Here is an 18917-nt window from a genome sequence, read left to right as displayed (position 1 = left end):
TTGCGTCAATAAAACCGATTTGATTTATAGGAATAGTGGATATATGATGAATGTAATCCTTTTCCGTTTCAAACAAGTCATAATTTTTTTATTCCTTAGTGAGGTGGATATCGTTGCAACTTCAGGTAATGAACAGTCCTTTTAACCAGGAGCAGGCAGAGCTCCTCAACCGCCTTCTGCCAACTTTGACGGCATCACAAAAAGCCTGGCTGAGCGGTTATCTGGCGGCTGTGCAAACCGCCGATGCCGCGGCGGCGCTTGAAACATTGCCGGCGGAAGCTCCGGCTGCAAGTCCGGCCCAGCCTGTTTCCAAAGAAGTGACCATTTTATTCGGGTCGCAGACAGGAAATGCACAGGGACTTGCTGAAAACGCGGCTAAGACGCTTACAGAACGGGGCTTTCAAGTTACCGTCTCTGCAATGAGCGATTTTAAGCCGAACCAATTGAAAAAATTAAAAAACCTTCTCATCGTCGTCAGCACGCACGGAGAAGGGGATCCGCCGGACAACGCGCTGTCATTCCATGAATTTCTCCATGGCAGACGGGCTCCGAAGCTCGATGATTTCCGTTATTCTGTGCTGGCTCTTGGCGACACGTCGTATGAATTTTTCTGCCAGACCGGAAAAGAGTTTGATCAGCGGCTTGGTGAGCTGGGGGGCACAAGGCTCCATCCGCGCGTCGATTGCGATCTCGATTATGATGAACCGGCTGCAGCATGGCTTGAGGGTGTCATCTCAAGCTTAAACGAAGGACAGGAACAGGGCGCAAGCTCAGCACCTGCTCAAACGGCAGCACCGCAAGCAGCAGGAGGAGAAACGGTATATTCGAGAAAAAATCCGTTCAGAGCGGAAGTGCTGGAAAATTTGAATTTAAACGGCCGCGGATCAAATAAAGAAACGCGCCACCTTGAATTATCGCTCGAAGGCTCAGGCCTGACTTATGAACCTGGCGATGCGCTCGGCATTTTTCCGGAAAATGACCCGGAACTCGTGAACATGCTGCTGGCCGAGCTGAAATGGGATCCGAATGCTACCGTCACGGTTGATCAAGGGGAAAACCTTTCCCTGAAAGAAGCGTTGACTTCTTACTATGAAATTACGGTGCTGACAAAAAAATTTATTCAGCAGGCGGCAGAACTCATTGCAAATGAAAAGCTGCGCGAGCTTGTCGCTCAGGAAAACGCGGATCAATTAAAAGCATATATCGCAGGCCGCGACCTGATTGATTTCGTTCAGGATTTCGGTCCGATCGCAGTAGCTCCGCAGGATTTTGTTTCGATTCTTCGAAAAATTCCGCCGCGTCTTTATTCGATCGCATCAAGCTTCGCTGCAAATCCGGATGAGGTGCATTTGACGATCGGCGCTGTCCGCTACAATACGCACGGCAGAGACCGAAAAGGGGTCTGCTCGGTTTTATGTGCTGAACGCCTTCAGCCTGGCGACACGCTGCCTGTTTTTATTCAGCCGAATAAAAACTTTAAGCTGCCGGAAAATCCGGAGGCTCCGATTATCATGGTCGGTCCGGGCACAGGTGTTGCGCCGTTTAGGTCATTTATGCAGGAGCGCGAAGAAACCGGAGCACCGGGGAAATCGTGGATGTTCTTCGGCGACCAGCACTTCGTCACCGATTTCTTATATCAGACAGAATGGCAAAAGTGGCTGAGTGACGGCGTGCTGACAAAAATGGATGTCGCGTTCTCGCGGGATACGGAAGAAAAAGTATATGTACAGCACCGCATGCTTGAGCACAGCAAAGAACTGTTTGAGTGGCTTGAAGAAGGAGCGACTTTCTACGTTTGCGGCGACAAGAACAACATGGCCAAAGATGTTCAGAACGCATTGCTTGAAATTATCGAAAAAGAAGGCGGCAAAAGCCGCGAGGAAGCTGAAGCCTATCTGGCAGAAATGAAAAAGCAAAAACGTTATCAGCGCGATGTATACTGATTTTGATTGAAAGGGGACTTTTTCAACATGGGGAACGAAATATTAAAAGCGCCTGAAGGCCCGCCGAGTGATGTAGAACGCATTAAGAAAGAAAGCAACTATTTGCGCGGCACCCTGAAGGAATCGATGCTTGAGCCGCTTTCAGCCGGAATTTCCGATGACGACAACCGTCTGATGAAGCATCATGGCAGCTATTTGCAGGATGACCGCGATCTCCGCAATGAGCGTCAAAAGCAAAAGCTTGAGCCGGCGTATCAGTTCATGCTGCGCGTCCGGATGCCGGGCGGTGTCGCAACGCCTGAGCAGTGGCTTGTCATGGATGAGCTTGCCCGGAAATACGGAAATGGCACATTGAAGCTGACAACCCGGGAAACCTTCCAAATGCACGGCATTTTAAAATGGAACATGAAAAAAACGATTCAATCGATCCATTCAGCCATGCTGGATACGATTGCAGCATGCGGGGATGTTAACCGGAACGTCATGTGCGCTTCCAATCCGTATCAATCAGAAATCCACAGAGAAGTGTATGAATGGTCGAAAAAGCTGAGTGATGACCTCCTGCCGCGCACACGTGCGTATCATGAAATCTGGCTTGATGAAGAAAAAGTGGCCGGCACGCCTGATGCGGAAGAAGTCGAACCGATGTACGGACCGCTGTATCTGCCGCGGAAATTCAAAATCGGCATCGCCGTTCCGCCGTCAAATGATATCGACGTATTTTCCCAGGATCTTGGGTTTATCGCGATTGTGGAGGATGACAAACTCATCGGCTTCAACGTCGCGATCGGCGGCGGCATGGGCATGACCCATGGAGACAAAGCAACGTATCCGCAGCTTGCCAAAGTCATTGGCTTCTGCAAGCCTGATCAGTTATATGATGTCGCCGAAAAAACGATTACGATTCAGCGGGACTACGGAAACCGCTCGGTTCGCAAAAATGCCCGCTTCAAGTACACAATTGACCGCCTCGGCTTGGAAACGGTCAAAAACGAGCTGGAAAACCGCCTCGGCTGGAGCCTCGCTGAAGCAAAGCCGTATCATTTCGAGCATAACGGCGACCGCTACGGCTGGGTAAAGGGTGTAAACGGAAGATGGCACTTTACAATGTTTGTTGAGGGCGGCCGCGTCACTGATTATGATGATTACAAGCTGATGACCGGCTTAAGGGAGATCGCCAAAGTTCATACCGGCGATATCCGCCTCACAGCCAATCAAAACTTGATCATTGCCAATGTCACAAGCCAAAAGAAGAAAAAGATCAGCGAACTGATCGAACAGTTTGGTTTGACTGACGGCAGGCATTATACAGCGCTCCGCCGCAGCTCGATCGCATGCGTCGCACTGCCGACGTGCGGATTGGCGATGGCCGAAGCGGAACGATATTTGCCAAAGCTGATTGACAAAATTGATGAAATCATTGAAGAAAACGGCTTGAAGAATGAAGAGATTACCATCCGCATGACGGGATGCCCGAACGGCTGCGCCCGCCATGCGCTCGGCGAAATCGGCTTCATCGGAAAAGCCCCTGGCAAGTACAACATGTACCTCGGCGCCGCTTTTGACGGCAGCCGTCTAAGTAAAATGTACCGGGAAAACATCGGTGAAGAAGAAATTTTAAAAGAACTTCGCGACATTCTTCCGCGCTATGCGAAAGAACGCAATGAAGGAGAACATTTCGGAGATTTCGTCATCCGCGCCGGAATTGTTAAAGAAACGACGGACGGAACGAATTTCCATGATTGATGAGCATTTTTTAAAAAACGCCTCAGCCCTTTGATCGGTGCTGAGGCGTTTTCTGTTTACGAAAATGATCGAACCGTTTCCGACTCGATGATCATTTTCATAAACTCGGCAGCCGCCGGTGTTGCTTCTTCAAATGAGGGTGTAATCATGCCGACCTCGCGGATAATTTGAGGAGAGATGTCTTTTTTGATCAACCGATGGGATACGGAGGAAAGCGAAAAGTTAGAAATCAAGCCGATCCCCAAGTTGTTATTGACCATATTGACCAATGTTTCCGCGTTTTGCACAGTCAGATTTTCTTTTAATTCGAGGCGGTGTTTTTGAAAGATTTGAGATACCGCGACTTCGTGCCCGCCCTTGCAAAAGATCAATTCATTTTGATGTTTTTTCAGATCAATGAAAGGTGCGTCTTTTAAGTGATGATATTGCTCAGGGATGACGGCCGCCATCCGGTCTTGAAACAATACTTGACTTTCGAAACCGTCAAAGGGAGAGGCGACGATGCCTAAATCAACCAGGCGTGTTTCGACCCATTGCTTGATTTGGTCGGAGGTTCCTTCGACCAGCTCGATTTGTACGAGCGGATACTTTGACTTGAAGGAGGCGATAGCCTGCGGCAAAATATTCGTTGAGACGGCGGGGAACGAGCCAACTTTGACTTTCCCCCTGAGCAGATGATTTTCTTGATCGGCCACTTGGTATATTTTGTTTTCAATCACAATCATCTGTCTGGCCAGTACGGCGATTTCCTTTCCCGCGTCAGTAAGCTTTAACTTGTTCTGTTTATCCCGAATCAACAATTTGACCCCGAGCGACGTTTCCATGGTTTTTATGGCTTTGCTCACGGCCGGCTGTGAAATATACAGCTCGTTGGCGGCTTCTGTCATATTTAGTGTCTCCGCGACTTTCACAAAGATGTGAAGGCTGTTCATGTTCATAACCAAATGGTTATACCTCCGATAATAAAAATGTATTTCAGTTATCATCCAATATAGCATATGCTGTACATGAAACAAAGAAGAAAGGTGACGGTTTATGTTTAAAGTACTGTTGGGGATCATCTCTGTAACGCTTATTTGGGGGTATACCTGGGTGACGATGAAAATCGCAATCACTGACATTCCCCCTGTTTTATTTTCGGCACTGCGGCTGTTCATTGGAGCCGTTCCTTTGTTTGTAATTCTCTTGATCAAAGGAAGGAAGCGTTCAATAGGAAAGGAGAATATCAAGCATTATCTGGTGATGAGTTTATTGATGGGTTTAGGTTATATGGGGGTGTTAACTTACGGCATGCAGTTTGTCGATTCGGGAAAAACGTCTGTATTGGTGTATACCATGCCGATTTTTGTCACTGTCATCAGTCATTTTAAATTAAACGAGAAAATCAATGTGTATAAAATGCTCGGTTTATTTTCCGGGTTGATCGGTCTTTTGTTTATATTAGGAGGAGGGATTCTGCATGTTGATCAAAATGTCATATTTGGAGAGCTTTGTGTTTTAATCGCAGCGCTCAGCTGGGGCATCGCCAATGTATACAGCAAACTGAAATTTAAAGATACAGATATGATTCATATGAATGCATGGCAGCTTCTCACAGGGGCGGTGATGTTATTGATCTTCTCTTTTATACTGGAACCGGCCCGGCCGATTCACTGGTCAAATGAGGCGATCTTATCTCTTTTATTTAACGGTTTATTCTCTACGGCTTTGACGTTCGTCATTTGGTTTTGGATCCTGAATCAAATCGAAGCGTCAAAAGCATCGATGGCTTTAATGTTTGTTCCCGTATTAGGCCTTTTATTCGGCTGGCTGCAGCTGCATGAACCGGTCACAATCAGCATCCTGATCGGCGCCTTCATGATCTGCATCGGGATTTTTATGAATACTTATCAATTTAAAAAGGTGTAAAAAAAGGCAGAGGGTCTATATGGTATGATGAAATGGGAGGGAGATTTTATGAAAATCGAACACATCGCTATATGGACGAACAATTTAGAGGAAATGAAAGACTTTTATACCCGGTTTTTTCACGGAAAGGCGAATGAAAAATACGTCAATCCGAAAAAGCATTTCGAATCCTATTTCATTCAGTTTGAATCGGGAACACGGCTTGAGCTGATGAGACGTCCCGACCTTGCAAAAGGAGAGGAAAACGCTTCCGGCTATGCACATATGGCGTTTTCCTTAGGGTCGCGGCAAGAGGTTGACGAGATGACGAGCCGCTTTGAAAAGGAAGGATACCAGGTTGCCGGAAAGCCGCGCGTCACGGGTGACGGGTATTATGAAAGCGTCATCCTGGATCCTGACGGCAACATCGTTGAGCTGACCGTTTGACGGAAAAAAGCTAATGTCCGTTTTTAGACATTAGCTTTTTTCGTTTAGATGGCAGCATCGAGCTGATTGATTTTCCATTTTTTGTCTTCTTTCACAAACGTGATCTTTCTTTTCGCAGTCACCGATCCATCCAATGCCGGTACGGAAAATTCATAGGTGCGGGTATTGTTTTTTTGAGAAATCAGTTTGATTGTTGCTTTGTCCCATCCTAAGAGGTTGTCCCCATCGCCGACAGGAACGGCCATTTTTCCTTTATAAGACATAATGTTGTATTTTTCAAATCCTTTTTTAATGGCGTCTTTTGTGAAAACCGGTGCCAAGTAATCTGTTAACTTTGCTTTTGTGCTGAATTCACTGCACATATACGTATATGGAAGACCGCGGTATTCAAATGTTTTGGTTTGGCAAGTTGAGTTTTTCGCTTTTGGATTGTGGCCGCTCATCGTATTCCAAAAGTGCTCCCGTGCCTGCAAAGTCATTTGCATGACTTGTTTATTTGTTAAATTCCCTGATGTTTGGTTTTTCGCTGCGAGAGATGCTCCGGCAGGTAAGATGAGTAAAACAGCTAATAAACAAACGATTAACTTTTTCATGTTCCTCTCTCCTTAAATATATCTCTTATGTTACAAATGTTACAATAATTACAGATGGATTACAAGAGATTTGCGAGAAAAATTTTCCTCCGCTGTTTTCTAATATATGACGACATAAAAGCGACTGGGGTTATATGTTTAGGAAAATAAATTACGTTTATTGATTCGTTTTCCCGAATTTCTCTTCTCATAAACACAAAAGCTTCATGTTGAAAAAACATCTTATACTGAAAAAGAATTCCAGCTTGAACCAGCGTCAAGAGCAGGAAAGAGGACGTCTGAAACATAAAGGAATCATGTTGTTGAAAATCAGAATTTTACATAAAATCAAACTTTATCAGTAAAAAAACTGTAACGAAATTCGCATCAATCTGTCATAGCGGTGACATTTTGCTGTGTTACGATTTTCCCTGTTAGTTTCAAAAGGGCTAACAAGGGAGGATTTAACTTATGAAGAAGACAATCATGTCCTTGGCTGCAGCCGCAGCTATGTCGGCGACTGCATTCGGAGCGACTGCCTCAGCAAAAGAAATCGAAGTTCAAAAAGGAGACACGCTCTGGGGGATTTCTCAAAACTACGGAATGAACCTCAAGGACTTAAAAAAATGGAATCAGCTTTCATCAGATCTGATTTTACCGGGTCAAAAGCTGAACATTTCTTCTCAAGAAGAAAAATCTGAAGAAAAGCAGTACACCGTTCAGCTAGGGGACACGCTCTCAAAAATCGCAAAAGAGTTCGGTGTAACTGTAAGCGATCTTCAAAAACGGAACAATCTGAAGTCGGACCTGATTATTGCAGGGCAAACGATTGCGATAAATGGAGAAGCAGGAGAGGCTGCTGCTGCAGCGCCTGTGAAACAAGAGTCCGCGCAAAAACAAAACGATCAGCCTGTCAACGTGCAAAAGGAAATCACAGTGACTGCAACTGCGTATACGGCAAATGACGGGGGCATTTCAGGCATCACAAAAACGGGAGTCGACCTGAATGCGAACCGTGATGCAAAAGTCATCGCGGTTGATCCAAGCGTGATTCCGCTCGGTACGAAAGTATATGTGGAAGGCTACGGCGAAGCGACGGCTGAAGACACCGGAGGCGCCATTAAAGGCCATAAAATAGACGTATTTATTCCAGATAAAAAAGACGCTTTCAATTGGGGCGTCAAAACCGTAAAGGTCAAAATTTTAAACTAATATAAAAAAATGCAGGAGGCGCTTCATGCCTCCTGCATTTTTTTGATGGATCGATGTTTATGCTGGATGATGTTCCCCGCGACTGCTTTTCACAAAAACCGAAATCACAAGAGCAGCTGCTGCAAAGACGATGGCTACGAAATAAACCATATGAACGCCTTCTGTCATACCTTGCATGTGCAGCTCCTGACGGCTGGCTCCTGAAGAATGCGCGATAAAGCGATTCGAAACGGTCGTCAGAATTGTCGTGTACAATGCCGGACCGATGGCCCCTGACACTTGATTGACCGTATTCATAATCGCCGAGCCATGCGGGTACAGCGGTTTGGGCACCTGGTTTAAACCGAGCGTCATGATCGGAGCCATCGTTAACCCGACGCCGAGTGTGAAGCCGGCGTACAGCATCATTCCCGCCGCCATCGGCGTATCGCTTGAAATATTCGTAAACAGCGAAAGGACGGCAATCACAATGATCAACCCGGTGATCAACAGCGGTTTAAAGCCAAGCTTATCAAACAGGCGTCCTGCAACAAGAGATGTCATCGCCAGGACAAGGCCGCCCGGCAGCATAAGAATGCCTGTATAAAGCGGTGACAGCTCAAGCGCCATCTGGAAGTAAAGCGGCAAAATCAGCATCATCGAAAACTGTAGCATCATCACGATCCACATCAGGATAACCGAGACGGAAAATATTTTTGACTGAAACGGCCTCATATCAAGCATCGGCACTTTCAATTTGAGCTGGCGCATGACGAACAATATTAATCCGATGACACCGGCTGCCAGTCCGATGATCACTTTCGGACTGCTCCAGCCCGCAGCTTCCCCGGCGTTGCTGAAGCCGAAAACGATTCCGCCAAACCCGACAGTCGATAAAAGAATAGATAATATGTCAATTTTCGGATACGTCAGTTCGGTTACATTTTTCAGGCGGAACGCCGCATAAAAAATCATGAAAACCGATACTGGCAGCATCATGAAGAAAACAACGCGCCATGAATAATGCTCGACAATATAGCCTGAGATGACCGGACCGATCGCCGGGGCAAATAAAATAACGAGCGTTAGGATTCCGGTCATCGTTCCGCGTTTTTGCGGCGGAATCAAAGTCAATATCACATTCATCACAAGCGGCAGTATCAAACCTGTACCTGAGCCTTGGATGATCCGTCCGGCGAGAACGAGCGGGAAGACCGGAGCGATTCCGGCCAGAAAGGTTCCCGCTGTAAACAATGTCATCGCAGACAGAAACAACTGCCTTGTCGTAAAGCGCTGCATTAAAAACGCGGTAATCGGCACAGCGATGCCGATCATGAGCATATATCCGGTTGACAGCCACTGGGCCGTATTCGCTGAAATGCCGAAATCGTCGATGATCTTCGGCAAAGCCACATTCATAACCGTCTCATTAATCAGAGCGAGAAAATTTCCGACGATTAAAATGGCGATAATCATGAAGGAGCCTTTTTTAGCATGTTCCATTTGCATTTCCCACCCTTTATGATCGTTTTAGTAAAAAAGGAATTTGTTCGGCGGCTGCACTGAGAGGCCGACCGTTTTTTTTCGTCACTGAGAGCACATACGCACCCTCAATCATCGCCTGTATCGCGACGCTCAGCGTCTCGGCCGTTTCCGGCGCGTAGCCTGACTGGAGCAGTTTATCCTGATAGACAAGCTGCCAGTCTTGATAAACCTGTTCACAAGTTTGGCGGAGCCTTTCGCTGAACGACCACGTTTCTGCGGCGACGGATACGATTGGAATATCATCGTTTTCTTCCATGATGTATTCCTCGATTCCGTCAGCCATCATCTGGATATAAGATTGAAACGCCTTGACAGGATCAGCTTCATGGCTGATCGCTGACAATATATACGCTTTGATTCTTTCCCCGGTTAATTGAATCGCCTCTTGCGCCAGCTCTTCTTTGCCGCCGGGAAAATAATAATAAAGCGATCCCCGCGGCGCTCCGCTTTCGGCTGTGATTTGGCTCAGACCTGTGGCATGGTAGCCTTGTTTGCGGAACAATCGTGAAGCCGCCCGCAATATTTTGTCGCGGCTGCTCATTTTTTCTGCCATCCTATCATTCCCTTATGATTTTATACTGATCGGTCTATATAATTTTAACGAAAAAAAAGACCTTTTTTGAAGGCCTGTTTTAGAAAAAGGACGATTTGTCCATATTCGGTTCACCGGGAATCCGCTGAAGGCTTCAGAAAGCCGGCAAGCAGCGGCGCCACAGCGATCACTGCCAAGATCGACAAAAGGCTGTCAGATATGAGGTGAACAAAAGTGGAATTGATGGTATAGAGTGCGAGCACCGTTAAATAAACGGCCAAAAAAACGTAGCCGAAGATTTTCTTGCGGAACGGTTTTTTGAGTTGAATAAAAAGAAACATTCCGGCCATTAAAATGATAAACGTCACAGTTCTATTCTCCCTTCGCGAATGTTTCTCAATCCTCGTATGTCCGGTTTCTTTCTTTGTTGTCTTCAAATGCCAGCTGAATGACGAATAAAAACAGACAGGCGATGATTTCCACATCCAGCGGGATGGTGATGCTGTCCATCAATTCATCAGCGAGATGGATGGCAAGCCACGTAAAAAAACATTCGATCATAAAGGTCACGGCTTTATGACCGATCATAAAGCTCAAAATCTTTTCCGGGATTTCAAACAGCGCACCGAGGCCAAAGGATAAAAGGATATACCAGAAGAGCGACCAGGGCGATTCGTATGTCACGCCGAAAATCGCGAAAAAGCCGGCGACGCCGAAATAATAAGACCCGAATAAGAGCGTAAACACAGTGAGGATCAACAGAAAGATCAGAGTCACTGCGAGCATGGTACCGAGAGTTTTTTTAATCATTAAACATTCATTCCTAATCATGCAGTGTATATTCATGATATCAGAAAAATATCCGGTTGTGAGTTATTAATGAGATTTTGGGGTTAAAGTTTGTGTGGAAGGGGGGAGTGGAGAGAGCGTTCTGAAAAATTCCTTATGGGTTTTTCGAGACCTAATTAATTACCATATATCATATTTGGAGCGTTTTCATTAGGGCTGCAAAGAGGATAGGATCCCAAATGAAAAAGGCTGTCAGCCGGCAACCTTACTTTGTTAATCATATTTCGTATTTGCTTGTTCTAAAACCGACGTGTTTACTAGAAGAATTATTTTCGTGCCTTAGGTGATTTTCGATTTTGGTTCAATTGCTTTAATCTTTTAAATCTCATAAAGAGATTTTTATTTTCCTAGAGGGAACATATTTACAACCGCTGCGACTCCCGGTACACTACATAAAAACAGGACAGGCAGGTGCAAAAAATCAAGAGATGAAGCAGGCTTTAACTGACCAATACGGCAGCTTTACAGAGATGGCAGAAAATGAAATAGAAGGAACCGATTATTCGGTGGCTGCGCGGGATGCAGGGAGCGCACTGCTTGTGATGGCTCCCCACGGGGGCGGGATCGAACCGGGCATCAGTGAAATTGTCAGGGCTTTTGCAGCGGGTTCTTCGGTTTATTTATTGGAAGGATTGAAAAGGCGCGGCAATAAGAGTCTTCATGTGACAAGCGCCCATTTTGACTGCCCGCTTGCCGTGCGAATGGCTGCAGGACATCGATACATACTGGCGTTCCACGGATATGACGAGCCTTTCCGCCGGCATACGCTCATCGGGGGGACAGATCGAAGGCGCGCCTTGTTGTTTGCGGAGACATTGGAGAAGCACGGATTTTCTGCGGAGCTGGCGGCTGAAAGGGGATATCTTTCAGGTACAAACCCTGCAAGCATCAACAATCGCTGCCAAACAGGGTTAAGCGTGCAGTTTGAAATCAGCACTGCCCAGCGGAAGGCGATGTTTGAGCAATTCACATTAAAGGGCAGGCGAACGTCTCAAAATGAGGTGTTTTCCCGCTATGTCAAAGCTTTGAAGGCAGGAGCCCGCATCGCATATGGGCCGAGTGCAGCCGGGAGCTGAGCCGGCTGTTTTTTATTTTCTCAGCATATACGCCGGCCGGCTTTCTGCCGCGACCATTTTGCCGACGCCGTTTGCCGTTGTGTACGGGCGGCGGGTTTCCCGACGGTAGCGTGCAAGTTCGTCTTCTTCTTTAAGGCGAGCAGCATTCGCTGATTCGCTCTCTTGGGAAAGGCTCGCCATCCATGCCTCATGAAACTGGATCCCGGCTTGCCGTTTTTCAAAGAGCTCGATCCGTTTGACAGCGAACGATTCCGTGACTTTAAAGAGGTCGGCGATCATTTTAGCGGCTTGGCATCGCAGCTGGGGAAAATCCATTTTTAAAAGCATAAAAGTAGGGACGCAAAAATGGTACATAAATTGATTGGCCTGGAATTCCTGCAGCTCCCTGAACATCTGATTCATATAAAGCTGGTTTCCCGCGTGCTTTAATACGTGGCATAACTCATGGGCAAAATCCTCCCACTGCTTTTCCTTTGAAAGGCTGCTGTTGAGAATGATGCTGTACATGCCGTCATGCTTAATCATCATGCTGTTGACATTTTCATAGTGAATCCAAATGTTAAAATGAGCGGCTATGCGATTCATATCAATGTGGTGGGGTTCAAAAAAACCAAACTTTTGATACATATTTTTGACGTATTCTTCTAGGTGAGATAAGTAAAACTTCAATACGAGACACCCTTTCGAACAAATGTTCTGTTTTTAGCGGGAAAGAAAAGCCCGTCAAAGGGGCTGTCATGTTTTCATGCAGATCTATCATATACGATGAGCAGCCTCTTTAGCAAATCTTTCCCTTTTTTATCGTCTTAACTATTAAATCGGCGCTCATCAGGTAATGTTTAATAAAAATTCCTTTTTTATCCGTTTTGTTTATCTCCGGGCTTTCGTTTTTTCTCTTTTTCTTTTAAGTATTGAATGAACTCGATGGCCTGCTGTCTGCTTTCGGGGGAAAATTCCTGCATGTCTCGGTATGCAATTTGCAGATCCGGATCTGCGATTTCGTCTTCAATCGTTTTTTTCTTTTCCGTTCCTGTCAACAGATAGTCAATCGTCACTTTATAGTAATCGGCGAGTTTTTTTAATGTTTCATAGTCCGGCTCGCTTCTTCCGTTTTCGTAATGGGAGTAGCGGGCCCGCGATACACCGATCTGCTTTGCAACTTCTTCCTGTGTCCGTTTTCCTCTCAGGCTCTTCAGTCTGCCGCCTAACATAGAATGACCTCTCTTCCTCAATTCGGCATGTTTATCTCTATTATAGATACAAAATGTATCGAAATAAATATATGATAAAAAAAGTATCAAAAAAGTATTGATGATAAGAAGTGTATCATATATAATCAAATCATCAGATACGTATTGTATCAAAAACAGGGAGTGAGAACATGTGCGAAAACGGTTGATCGAAGAGCGTTGTAAGAGGGTATGGACCCAAAAGCAAGTGTCGGAAAGGCTTGGACTCTCCGAGGTTTATGTTCGCAAAATCGAAAGGGGAACACGCAATCCCGGCAGAGAAACGATGCTGAAATTCGAAACGCTTTACTCAGTTCCTGATCGATTGCTGTTTCCCGATCTTTTTCAGGTCTGTTTGGATACATATTGTATCAAAGGAACTCTGTATGAAAGAAGGCGATGTCATGAATCTTGAACATCCGATGGTCACACACATTCGAACGCACGGCTATCCAAAGGAAGCCGACAGAGAGCAAATGCGAAGACATGGCGGACCCGCCGGATATCCACAAGGAGGCAGAATGGGTAAAATTGTGATTTCCTACAGCTCAGACCGTTTTGATCAATGGCGGCTCGGCGAAGCCGGGGGATTCATCGCTTTTACGAAAGACGGAAAGCCTGTATTCCAATTCGATCGTAAAGGCCAATACGAACGGTATCTCAGACTGAACCGCAGAAGGCACAAGGAAGGGGGAAGATGAATGTCCCGTCCGCTCGATCAAAGCTATCCCTTTTCCGTTTACTCAGGGCTTTTAACACCTGTGCACTACGAGAAAATAGGCAATGCCATTTGGCTGTTTTTATGGTGCATCAGTTCAACAACTAAGGAAATCGAACGCGATGGGATGACATGGGGCATCGTGCTCGGCAACAAACCGCTGAAAGCCGCAGAATTGGCTCTTCAATTCGGCGTCAACGAAAAAACGGTTAGAAGATGGCTCGCTCTTCTCGAACGAAACGGCTACATTGCAGTCACAAGAGCGCCTTACGGAATGATTTTGTCAGTCAGACATTCAAAGAAATTTGCCTATGCCAGCCATGTCCGGTCAGGCAGTTCTGTTCGGACAGAAGAGACTGGCCGTGCGGACATCCTTGTCCAATCCAATAAAGATATCACACAAATCAACACAAAACATAATATGACTTCCATAAAAACAATAGCAGACCGATTTGCCGCCCTTAGGTCTTTGCAGGAAGGAAAGCCTGTCCATCCCTCGTCAAAAGACTACCAGGCCATCGCCCGGATTGTCGCCCGCGGAGTGTCTATTCCGCAAACAATCAAATGGCTTGAACAATGCTTTGAAGAGTATGAGGCGCGGCGCCGAAGCCGCAATGAAACGATCAAGGTCTTCAGCTACTGTGAAAAATATATAATCGGCCGGCTGGCTGAAGCGGAAGAGAAAACAACTGTCAGGAGGGAGAACAATGTCCAAAAGAACAATCGAAGAGATCATGGACGAACTGAGAAACAGGAGCTGTCTATCACAGGGGGACAAACCGGAAGAATCCGCCGCAAAACGGTATGACTGTCCGAAATGCAAAGATGAACTTGGATTTATCGAACGGCGCGGAACGATGGAAGTATGGGTATCATGCGCCTGCCGCGAATGGCGGAAAGCGCAAAAGCTGTTGAAATCGAGCGAAATCACCGAACAATTTAAAAACTTAAATTTTGCTCAGTTCAAGACGAAAGGAAAACACCAATCTGTAAAAGAGGCGTATGAATGCGCCGTTGAATATGTACAAGCTTACCGGGACATCCGGGAAAGCCGCAAAAACAGCATCGCGTTCTTGGGACGACCCGGTTCAGGGAAGACGCATTTGCTGACGGCCGCCGCCAATGAGCTGATGAGGAAGCATTTCGTACCCGTCCTTTATTTTCCTTTTGTCGAAGGATTCAACGATTTAAAACAGGATTTCTCATTGCTTGAGGATAAGCTGAACCGGATGAAGCGAGTCGAGGTGCTGTTTCTCGATGACCTGTTTAAACCGGTGGGAGGCAGGCCGCGGGCGACGGAATGGCAGATCGAACAGACATATGCTGTCGTCAATTACAGGTATTTGAACCATAAGCCGATCATGCTGTCCAGCGAGCTAAGCGTTGAAGAAATTGTCAGCATAGACGAAGCGCTCGGAACGAGGCTGGTTGAAATGTGCCAGGACTTTCTCGTCGTCCTGAACGGGAGCTCTTTCGGCATCAATCATAGACTGGAGGGGATGGTTTGATGTGCCCGCTATGTAACGGGAGAAAATCAGTCCACCAGGACGCAAGGATCGGAACGATGTTCTGCGCTTGTCCAAACTGCCGCGCTGAAAGCGGCGATTTGACGGATGTGATCAAACATCTGGAAGCGCTGATTGCAAAAATGAAAACAAGGGTGAAACAAGGTGCTTAAATGTTTAAAAGCGATGATTCTCATCATCTGGACAGCAGCAAAAAGAGACGCACAAATGAAACGATGGCACGAAGAAGACGGAAAGTGAGGAAGACAAACGTGAAGAACGAAAGTGCGACGTACAGCCCGTCACCATGGCGCGTTGTCAGAACAAATAGCGACCTGTACATTTATTCAGCTTACAGTAAAGCCGAAAAGAAACGGTTTCCTTATTCCAGCGGGCGGGTGATTGCCAAAGTCGCCGACTACAGCGCATATTCCAAGGAAAAAAATGCCCGCTTAATCGCCGCGGCTCCCGAACTTTTGACCGCAGCGAAGCTCACGCTTGCCTATTTGAAGCGAAAACGGCCTGCTTCCAGTGATTCAGTTGAGAATCAATTGATGAATATTTTAGAAAAAGTCGTCGCAAACGCGGAATTTGAAGAGGAGGAAAAAAGATGAACCATCCGGCAAAGTTAACAAATATCAACGATACGACGCTTGCAAGCCGCCTTAAAAAAGGAAAGGTGACGGTAATCGTTCTTGACGGAATGAACGGCACAGCATGGCAGGCCGAGGCTCCTGAACACGGCAAAACTGTCATTGAAACGAGAAAGGGAGACCTCGCAAGGGTCGAGTTTGAAATCGGCTATAAGCTATAGCTCTACAACTTGAATATTAGTCCAAGACGGAAAGCCTGCGGACGCTGATCAGATGCACATCTTACTGTGCGGCTGATTGGTGTCCTTTTTTATTTCAAAAAACGGAGGTACACAAAATGGAAGATTTGCTTTTCGAATATAAAAGAGCGCTGAAAAACACGAAAAAGCTGTATCGGGCCTATCAGGATGAACAAGGGCTGACTGCTGAACAATTAAAAGATAAAAAACTGATCAGAAACATGATGACCGATTTGGAATATGTGATCGACTGGCTTGAAAACGGAAGGGAGCCGGGAATCAGACGGGCGATTGACAGGCGAGACGCTTATAAACGGATGCTGCTGAAAGATCCGCTGATCATCGACACGTTCTCAGAACAGATTTCATTTGAACCGGCTCAAGAAGTGTCAGCGTACGATAAAGCCCGGATTGAAACCGCGCTGTCTGCCCTTACGGCACGCGAAAAAGAAATCTTCATTTTACATAAGGTCGAACAGTTTTCCTATGAGCGGATTGCCGCCATGCTCGGCATCAAAAAGTCTACTGTTCAAACCAATGTGAAACGAGCGCAGCTGAAAATCACAAAACAAATCGAAAAGCCTCTCGATTGTATGGCATAACGATATATCTGTCTTTTGTCATACGTTTGCCACCTATAAGTGAAAAGAGAAAAATATATAACTAAGCATCCTGTTCATAAAGGAAGATTCATATAGCGATGAAATATTACTGTTTCCGAGAATGAGAGGCGGTGAAGATGAACAATGCCAAGGAAAAGGGATCCAAAAAGGGATGAAGCTTTTCGTCTCTATCAACAATACGGGGGAAACATTACGAATCTCGCAATCGCAAGAGAACTCGGCGTTTCGAATAAAAAAGTCAGCGTTTGGAAAATCCGCGACCGCTGGAAAGAGGCTGTAAACGGGGATGATACGAGCCGAGGAAAAGCAGACATCCGCAATGAAGGGCTGAATGAACGGCAGCGGCTGTTTTGCATCTATTATGTGAAAAGCTTCAATGCCACCCAAGCAGCGGTAAAAGCGGGCTATTCCCCGGCCAGCGCTCATGTGACAGGCTGCCGGCTTCTGAAAAACGAAAAGGTGGCCGATGAAATCAGGCGGATCAAAAAAGAAATGGTAGGGGAGATATTCGTCGAGGCGATGGATGTTCTCCAAGTCTATGTAAAAATCGCGTTTGCCGATATCACCGATTATGTGACTTTCGGCAAAAAAGAGGTACAGGCTGTCGGAAAGTCCGGACCGCTGTTTGATGAAGAAAACAATCCGGTTATGAAAGAGATCAGCTTTGTCGATGTGAAACATTCCGACCTCGTCGATGGCACAGTTATCACAGAAGCGAAACTCGGGAAAGAAGGAATCGCAATCAAGCTGGCCGATAAAATGAAGGCGCTCGAGAAGCTCTCGCAGTATTTCGACCTTTTCCCTGATTCATTTAAGCGGAAAATTGAAAATGAGAAGCTGAAGCTCGCCAGACAAAAAGCCGACAAAGATGCGGAATCAGGATCCGTTGAAGTGGTCATCACCCGAAAAGGTGATTCGGCTTGATCATGAAAGAAGTCAATCCGCATTTTGAAGATTATTTGTTTAACTGGGATCAGACGTTTCAATTTCTTGTCGGCGGATACGGTTCGTCGAAAAGCTATCATACCGCTTTAAAAGTCGTATTAAAGCTGCTGCAGGAAAAGCGCACCGCTCTTGTTGTAAGGGAAGTGTTTGAAACACACAGGGATTCGACTTTTTCTTTATTCGCTACCATTATCGATGAGCTGGGTGTTCAAAAGGCGGCCGAGGCGGTTTCTTCACCGATGCACATCAGGTTTGCAAACGGCAGCCGGATTATTTTTAAAGGGATGGATAACCCGGCGAAATTGAAATCCGTCAACAACATCTCGCTGATTTGGATCGAAGAATGTTCGGAAGTGAAGTATGAAGGCTTCAAGGAACTGATCGGCCGGCTGAGGCATCCTGATCACAGGCTGTATATGATGTTGACGACAAACCCCGTCAGCCAGTCAAACTGGACGTACAGACACTTTTTCAAGGACGAGCGGAACAAGCGGTTTATTTTGGATGATGAGGTTTTGTATGAAAAGCGGGTCGCTGTCGTCGGTGATACGTTTTACCACCATTCCACAGCTGATGACAACCTGTTTTTGCCGAAAAGCTACCTCAAACAGCTTGATGATATGAAAGCATATGACCCTGACCTGTACCGGATTGCCAGAAAAGGACGGTTCGGGGTAAACGGCACCAGGGTTTTGCCGCAATTTGAAGTGATGGAGCATGAGGAGGTCATGAGGCGGATCTCCGCCATTTCCAACCCGCTGAAGAGAACCGGAATGGATTTCGGATTTGAGGAATCATACAATGCCGTCGTCCGGGCGGCCGTCGATCCCGACAAAAAATATCTCTATATTTATTGGGAGTACTACAAAAATAAAATGACAGACGACAAGACGGCTGAAGAGCTTAACGAATTCGCGGTTACGAAGGAGCTGATCAAAGCCGATCCGGCCGAGCCGAAAAGCATTCAGTTTTTCAGGCAGAACGGTTTCAACATGACCGCAGCCCGCAAGTTCCAAGGCTCGCGCCTGCAATATACGAAAAAAATCAAGCGGTTTAAAAAAATATTCTGTTCTGACCGATGTGCCAATACGATCTACGAATTGCAGCCGCTGACCTATGCGACGGATCAAGACGGCAATCTGAAAGAGGATCAGTTTACAATTGATCCTCACACGCTTTCCGCGCTATGGTACGCGCTTGATGATTATGAAGTCACCGATTTGAAGGCTGAGCCGGAAGCGAGAAAACGTCCGAACAGGAAAAGGGGGAGATAGTGT

At 46.3% G+C, this 18917-nt stretch carries 24 protein-coding genes; 16 read left to right on the top strand and 8 right to left on the bottom strand.

Translation table 11 applies throughout. The features are described 5' to 3' along the window. The first annotated feature begins 113 nt into the window (after positions 1 to 113). The gene (locus M1E06_RS14790; protein ID WP_020450992.1) at positions 114 to 1943 is read left to right on the top strand and encodes an assimilatory sulfite reductase (NADPH) flavoprotein subunit; all 1830 of its coding nucleotides are present in this window, start codon (positions 114 to 116) and stop codon (positions 1941 to 1943) included. Positions 1944 to 1970: 27 nt separating this feature from the next. Next, positions 1971 to 3689: an assimilatory sulfite reductase (NADPH) hemoprotein subunit gene (gene cysI / locus M1E06_RS14785; RefSeq protein WP_020450993.1), complete on the top strand. Its 1719-nt coding sequence runs from the start codon at positions 1971 to 1973 to the stop codon at positions 3687 to 3689. Between the two features lie 56 nt (positions 3690 to 3745). Here the strand turns inward: cysI and M1E06_RS14780 are convergent, their stop codons facing one another. Beyond that, a complete protein-coding gene (locus M1E06_RS14780; protein ID WP_020450994.1) occupies positions 3746 to 4633 on the bottom strand; it encodes a LysR family transcriptional regulator in 888 nt (295 codons plus the stop codon). A 91-nt stretch (positions 4634 to 4724) separates the two neighbouring features. On the opposite strand from M1E06_RS14780, the gene M1E06_RS14775 reads away from it, so the two are divergent. Together M1E06_RS14775 and M1E06_RS14770 are read left to right on the top strand one after the other, a co-directional pair. Next, a complete protein-coding gene (locus M1E06_RS14775) occupies positions 4725 to 5597 on the top strand; it encodes a DMT family transporter (protein ID WP_020450995.1) in 873 nt (290 codons plus the stop codon). Between the two features lie 48 nt (positions 5598 to 5645). Further along, complete coding sequence (locus M1E06_RS14770) at positions 5646 to 6023, top strand: VOC family protein (RefSeq protein WP_023856701.1); 378 nt, start codon at positions 5646 to 5648, stop codon at positions 6021 to 6023. Between the two features lie 44 nt (positions 6024 to 6067). On the opposite strand, the gene M1E06_RS14765 is transcribed toward M1E06_RS14770, so the two are convergent. Beyond that, a complete protein-coding gene (locus tag M1E06_RS14765) occupies positions 6068 to 6616 on the bottom strand; it encodes an IseA DL-endopeptidase inhibitor family protein (protein WP_020450997.1) in 549 nt (182 codons plus the stop codon). 450 nt (positions 6617 to 7066) lie between these two features. On the opposite strand from M1E06_RS14765, the gene M1E06_RS14760 reads away from it, so the two are divergent. Then, on the top strand, positions 7067 to 7807 hold the full coding sequence (locus tag M1E06_RS14760) for a 3D domain-containing protein (RefSeq protein WP_025811608.1): 741 nt from the start codon (positions 7067 to 7069) through the stop codon (positions 7805 to 7807). Positions 7808 to 7864: 57 nt separating this feature from the next. On the opposite strand, the gene M1E06_RS14755 is transcribed toward M1E06_RS14760, so the two are convergent. The 4 genes from M1E06_RS14755 to M1E06_RS14740 form a co-directional block, all read right to left on the bottom strand. Further along, a complete protein-coding gene (locus M1E06_RS14755) occupies positions 7865 to 9289 on the bottom strand; it encodes a DHA2 family efflux MFS transporter permease subunit (RefSeq protein WP_026579875.1) in 1425 nt (474 codons plus the stop codon). A 16-nt stretch (positions 9290 to 9305) separates the two neighbouring features. Then, positions 9306 to 9884, bottom strand: a complete 579-nt coding sequence (locus M1E06_RS14750) for a TetR/AcrR family transcriptional regulator (protein ID WP_048350209.1) — start codon at positions 9882 to 9884, stop codon at positions 9306 to 9308. Between the two features lie 110 nt (positions 9885 to 9994). After that, positions 9995 to 10231 (bottom strand): hypothetical protein, encoded by a 237-nt coding sequence (locus M1E06_RS14745; protein WP_048350210.1) that lies wholly within the window; start codon positions 10229 to 10231, stop codon positions 9995 to 9997. A 28-nt stretch (positions 10232 to 10259) separates the two neighbouring features. Further along, entirely contained in the window at positions 10260 to 10673 is a 414-nt protein-coding gene (locus M1E06_RS14740; RefSeq protein ID WP_023856707.1) for a regulatory YrvL family protein, read from the bottom strand. 467 nt (positions 10674 to 11140) lie between these two features. Here M1E06_RS14740 and M1E06_RS14735 point away from each other — a divergent pair, with 467 nt between their 5' ends. Continuing rightward, positions 11141 to 11788, top strand: coding sequence for a poly-gamma-glutamate hydrolase family protein (locus tag M1E06_RS14735; RefSeq protein WP_020451003.1), 648 nt, complete (start codon positions 11141 to 11143; stop codon positions 11786 to 11788). 12 nt (positions 11789 to 11800) lie between these two features. Here the strand turns inward: M1E06_RS14735 and M1E06_RS14730 are convergent, their stop codons facing one another. After that, the gene (locus tag M1E06_RS14730; RefSeq protein ID WP_020451004.1) at positions 11801 to 12457 is read right to left on the bottom strand and encodes an ImmA/IrrE family metallo-endopeptidase; all 657 of its coding nucleotides are present in this window, start codon (positions 12455 to 12457) and stop codon (positions 11801 to 11803) included. Between the two features lie 188 nt (positions 12458 to 12645). Continuing rightward, entirely contained in the window at positions 12646 to 12999 is a 354-nt protein-coding gene (gene xre / locus M1E06_RS14725; RefSeq protein ID WP_020451005.1) for an HTH-type transcriptional regulator Xre, read from the bottom strand. 172 nt (positions 13000 to 13171) lie between these two features. Between xre and M1E06_RS14720 the strand changes: the two genes are divergently transcribed. The 10 genes from M1E06_RS14720 (at position 13172) to M1E06_RS14675 (ending at position 18914) form a co-directional block, all read left to right on the top strand. Then, positions 13172 to 13432 (top strand): helix-turn-helix transcriptional regulator, encoded by a 261-nt coding sequence (locus M1E06_RS14720; RefSeq protein ID WP_020451006.1) that lies wholly within the window; start codon positions 13172 to 13174, stop codon positions 13430 to 13432. Continuing rightward, a complete protein-coding gene (locus M1E06_RS14715) occupies positions 13422 to 13718 on the top strand; it encodes a hypothetical protein (RefSeq protein ID WP_020451007.1) in 297 nt (98 codons plus the stop codon). Before M1E06_RS14720 ends, M1E06_RS14715 begins: the two co-directional genes overlap by 11 nt. Beyond that, positions 13719 to 14543 carry a helix-turn-helix domain-containing protein gene (locus tag M1E06_RS14710; protein WP_216904241.1) on the top strand — a complete coding sequence of 275 codons (825 nt, stop codon included), beginning with the start codon at positions 13719 to 13721 and terminating at the stop codon, positions 14541 to 14543. Continuing rightward, entirely contained in the window at positions 14443 to 15243 is an 801-nt protein-coding gene (locus M1E06_RS14705; RefSeq protein ID WP_025811606.1) for an ATP-binding protein, read from the top strand. Before M1E06_RS14710 ends, M1E06_RS14705 begins: the two co-directional genes overlap by 101 nt. Continuing rightward, positions 15243 to 15413, top strand: a complete 171-nt coding sequence (locus M1E06_RS14700; protein ID WP_023856713.1) for a hypothetical protein — start codon at positions 15243 to 15245, stop codon at positions 15411 to 15413. Before M1E06_RS14705 ends, M1E06_RS14700 begins: the two co-directional genes overlap by 1 nt. 99 nt (positions 15414 to 15512) lie before the next feature. Beyond that, positions 15513 to 15854: a hypothetical protein gene (locus M1E06_RS14695; RefSeq protein WP_216904248.1), complete on the top strand. Its 342-nt coding sequence runs from the start codon at positions 15513 to 15515 to the stop codon at positions 15852 to 15854. Beyond that, complete coding sequence (locus tag M1E06_RS14690; RefSeq protein WP_048350211.1) at positions 15851 to 16054, top strand: XtrA/YqaO family protein; 204 nt, start codon at positions 15851 to 15853, stop codon at positions 16052 to 16054. Before M1E06_RS14695 ends, M1E06_RS14690 begins: the two co-directional genes overlap by 4 nt. A 116-nt stretch (positions 16055 to 16170) precedes the next feature. After that, on the top strand, positions 16171 to 16674 hold the full coding sequence (locus tag M1E06_RS14685) for a sigma-70 family RNA polymerase sigma factor (RefSeq protein WP_050820766.1): 504 nt from the start codon (positions 16171 to 16173) through the stop codon (positions 16672 to 16674). 144 nt (positions 16675 to 16818) lie between these two features. Further along, positions 16819 to 17619, top strand: a complete 801-nt coding sequence (locus tag M1E06_RS14680; RefSeq protein ID WP_048350213.1) for a terminase small subunit — start codon at positions 16819 to 16821, stop codon at positions 17617 to 17619. Then, entirely contained in the window at positions 17616 to 18914 is a 1299-nt protein-coding gene (locus M1E06_RS14675) for a PBSX family phage terminase large subunit (protein ID WP_048350214.1), read from the top strand. The genes M1E06_RS14680 and M1E06_RS14675 overlap by 4 nt, the downstream gene beginning before the upstream one ends. Positions 18915 to 18917 lie beyond the last annotated feature (3 nt).

This window comes from Bacillus sp. AK124 (genome assembly GCF_053903085.1).
Note: the sequence above shows the minus strand (reverse complement) of the source record. Positions and strands in the feature narration are given on the sequence as shown.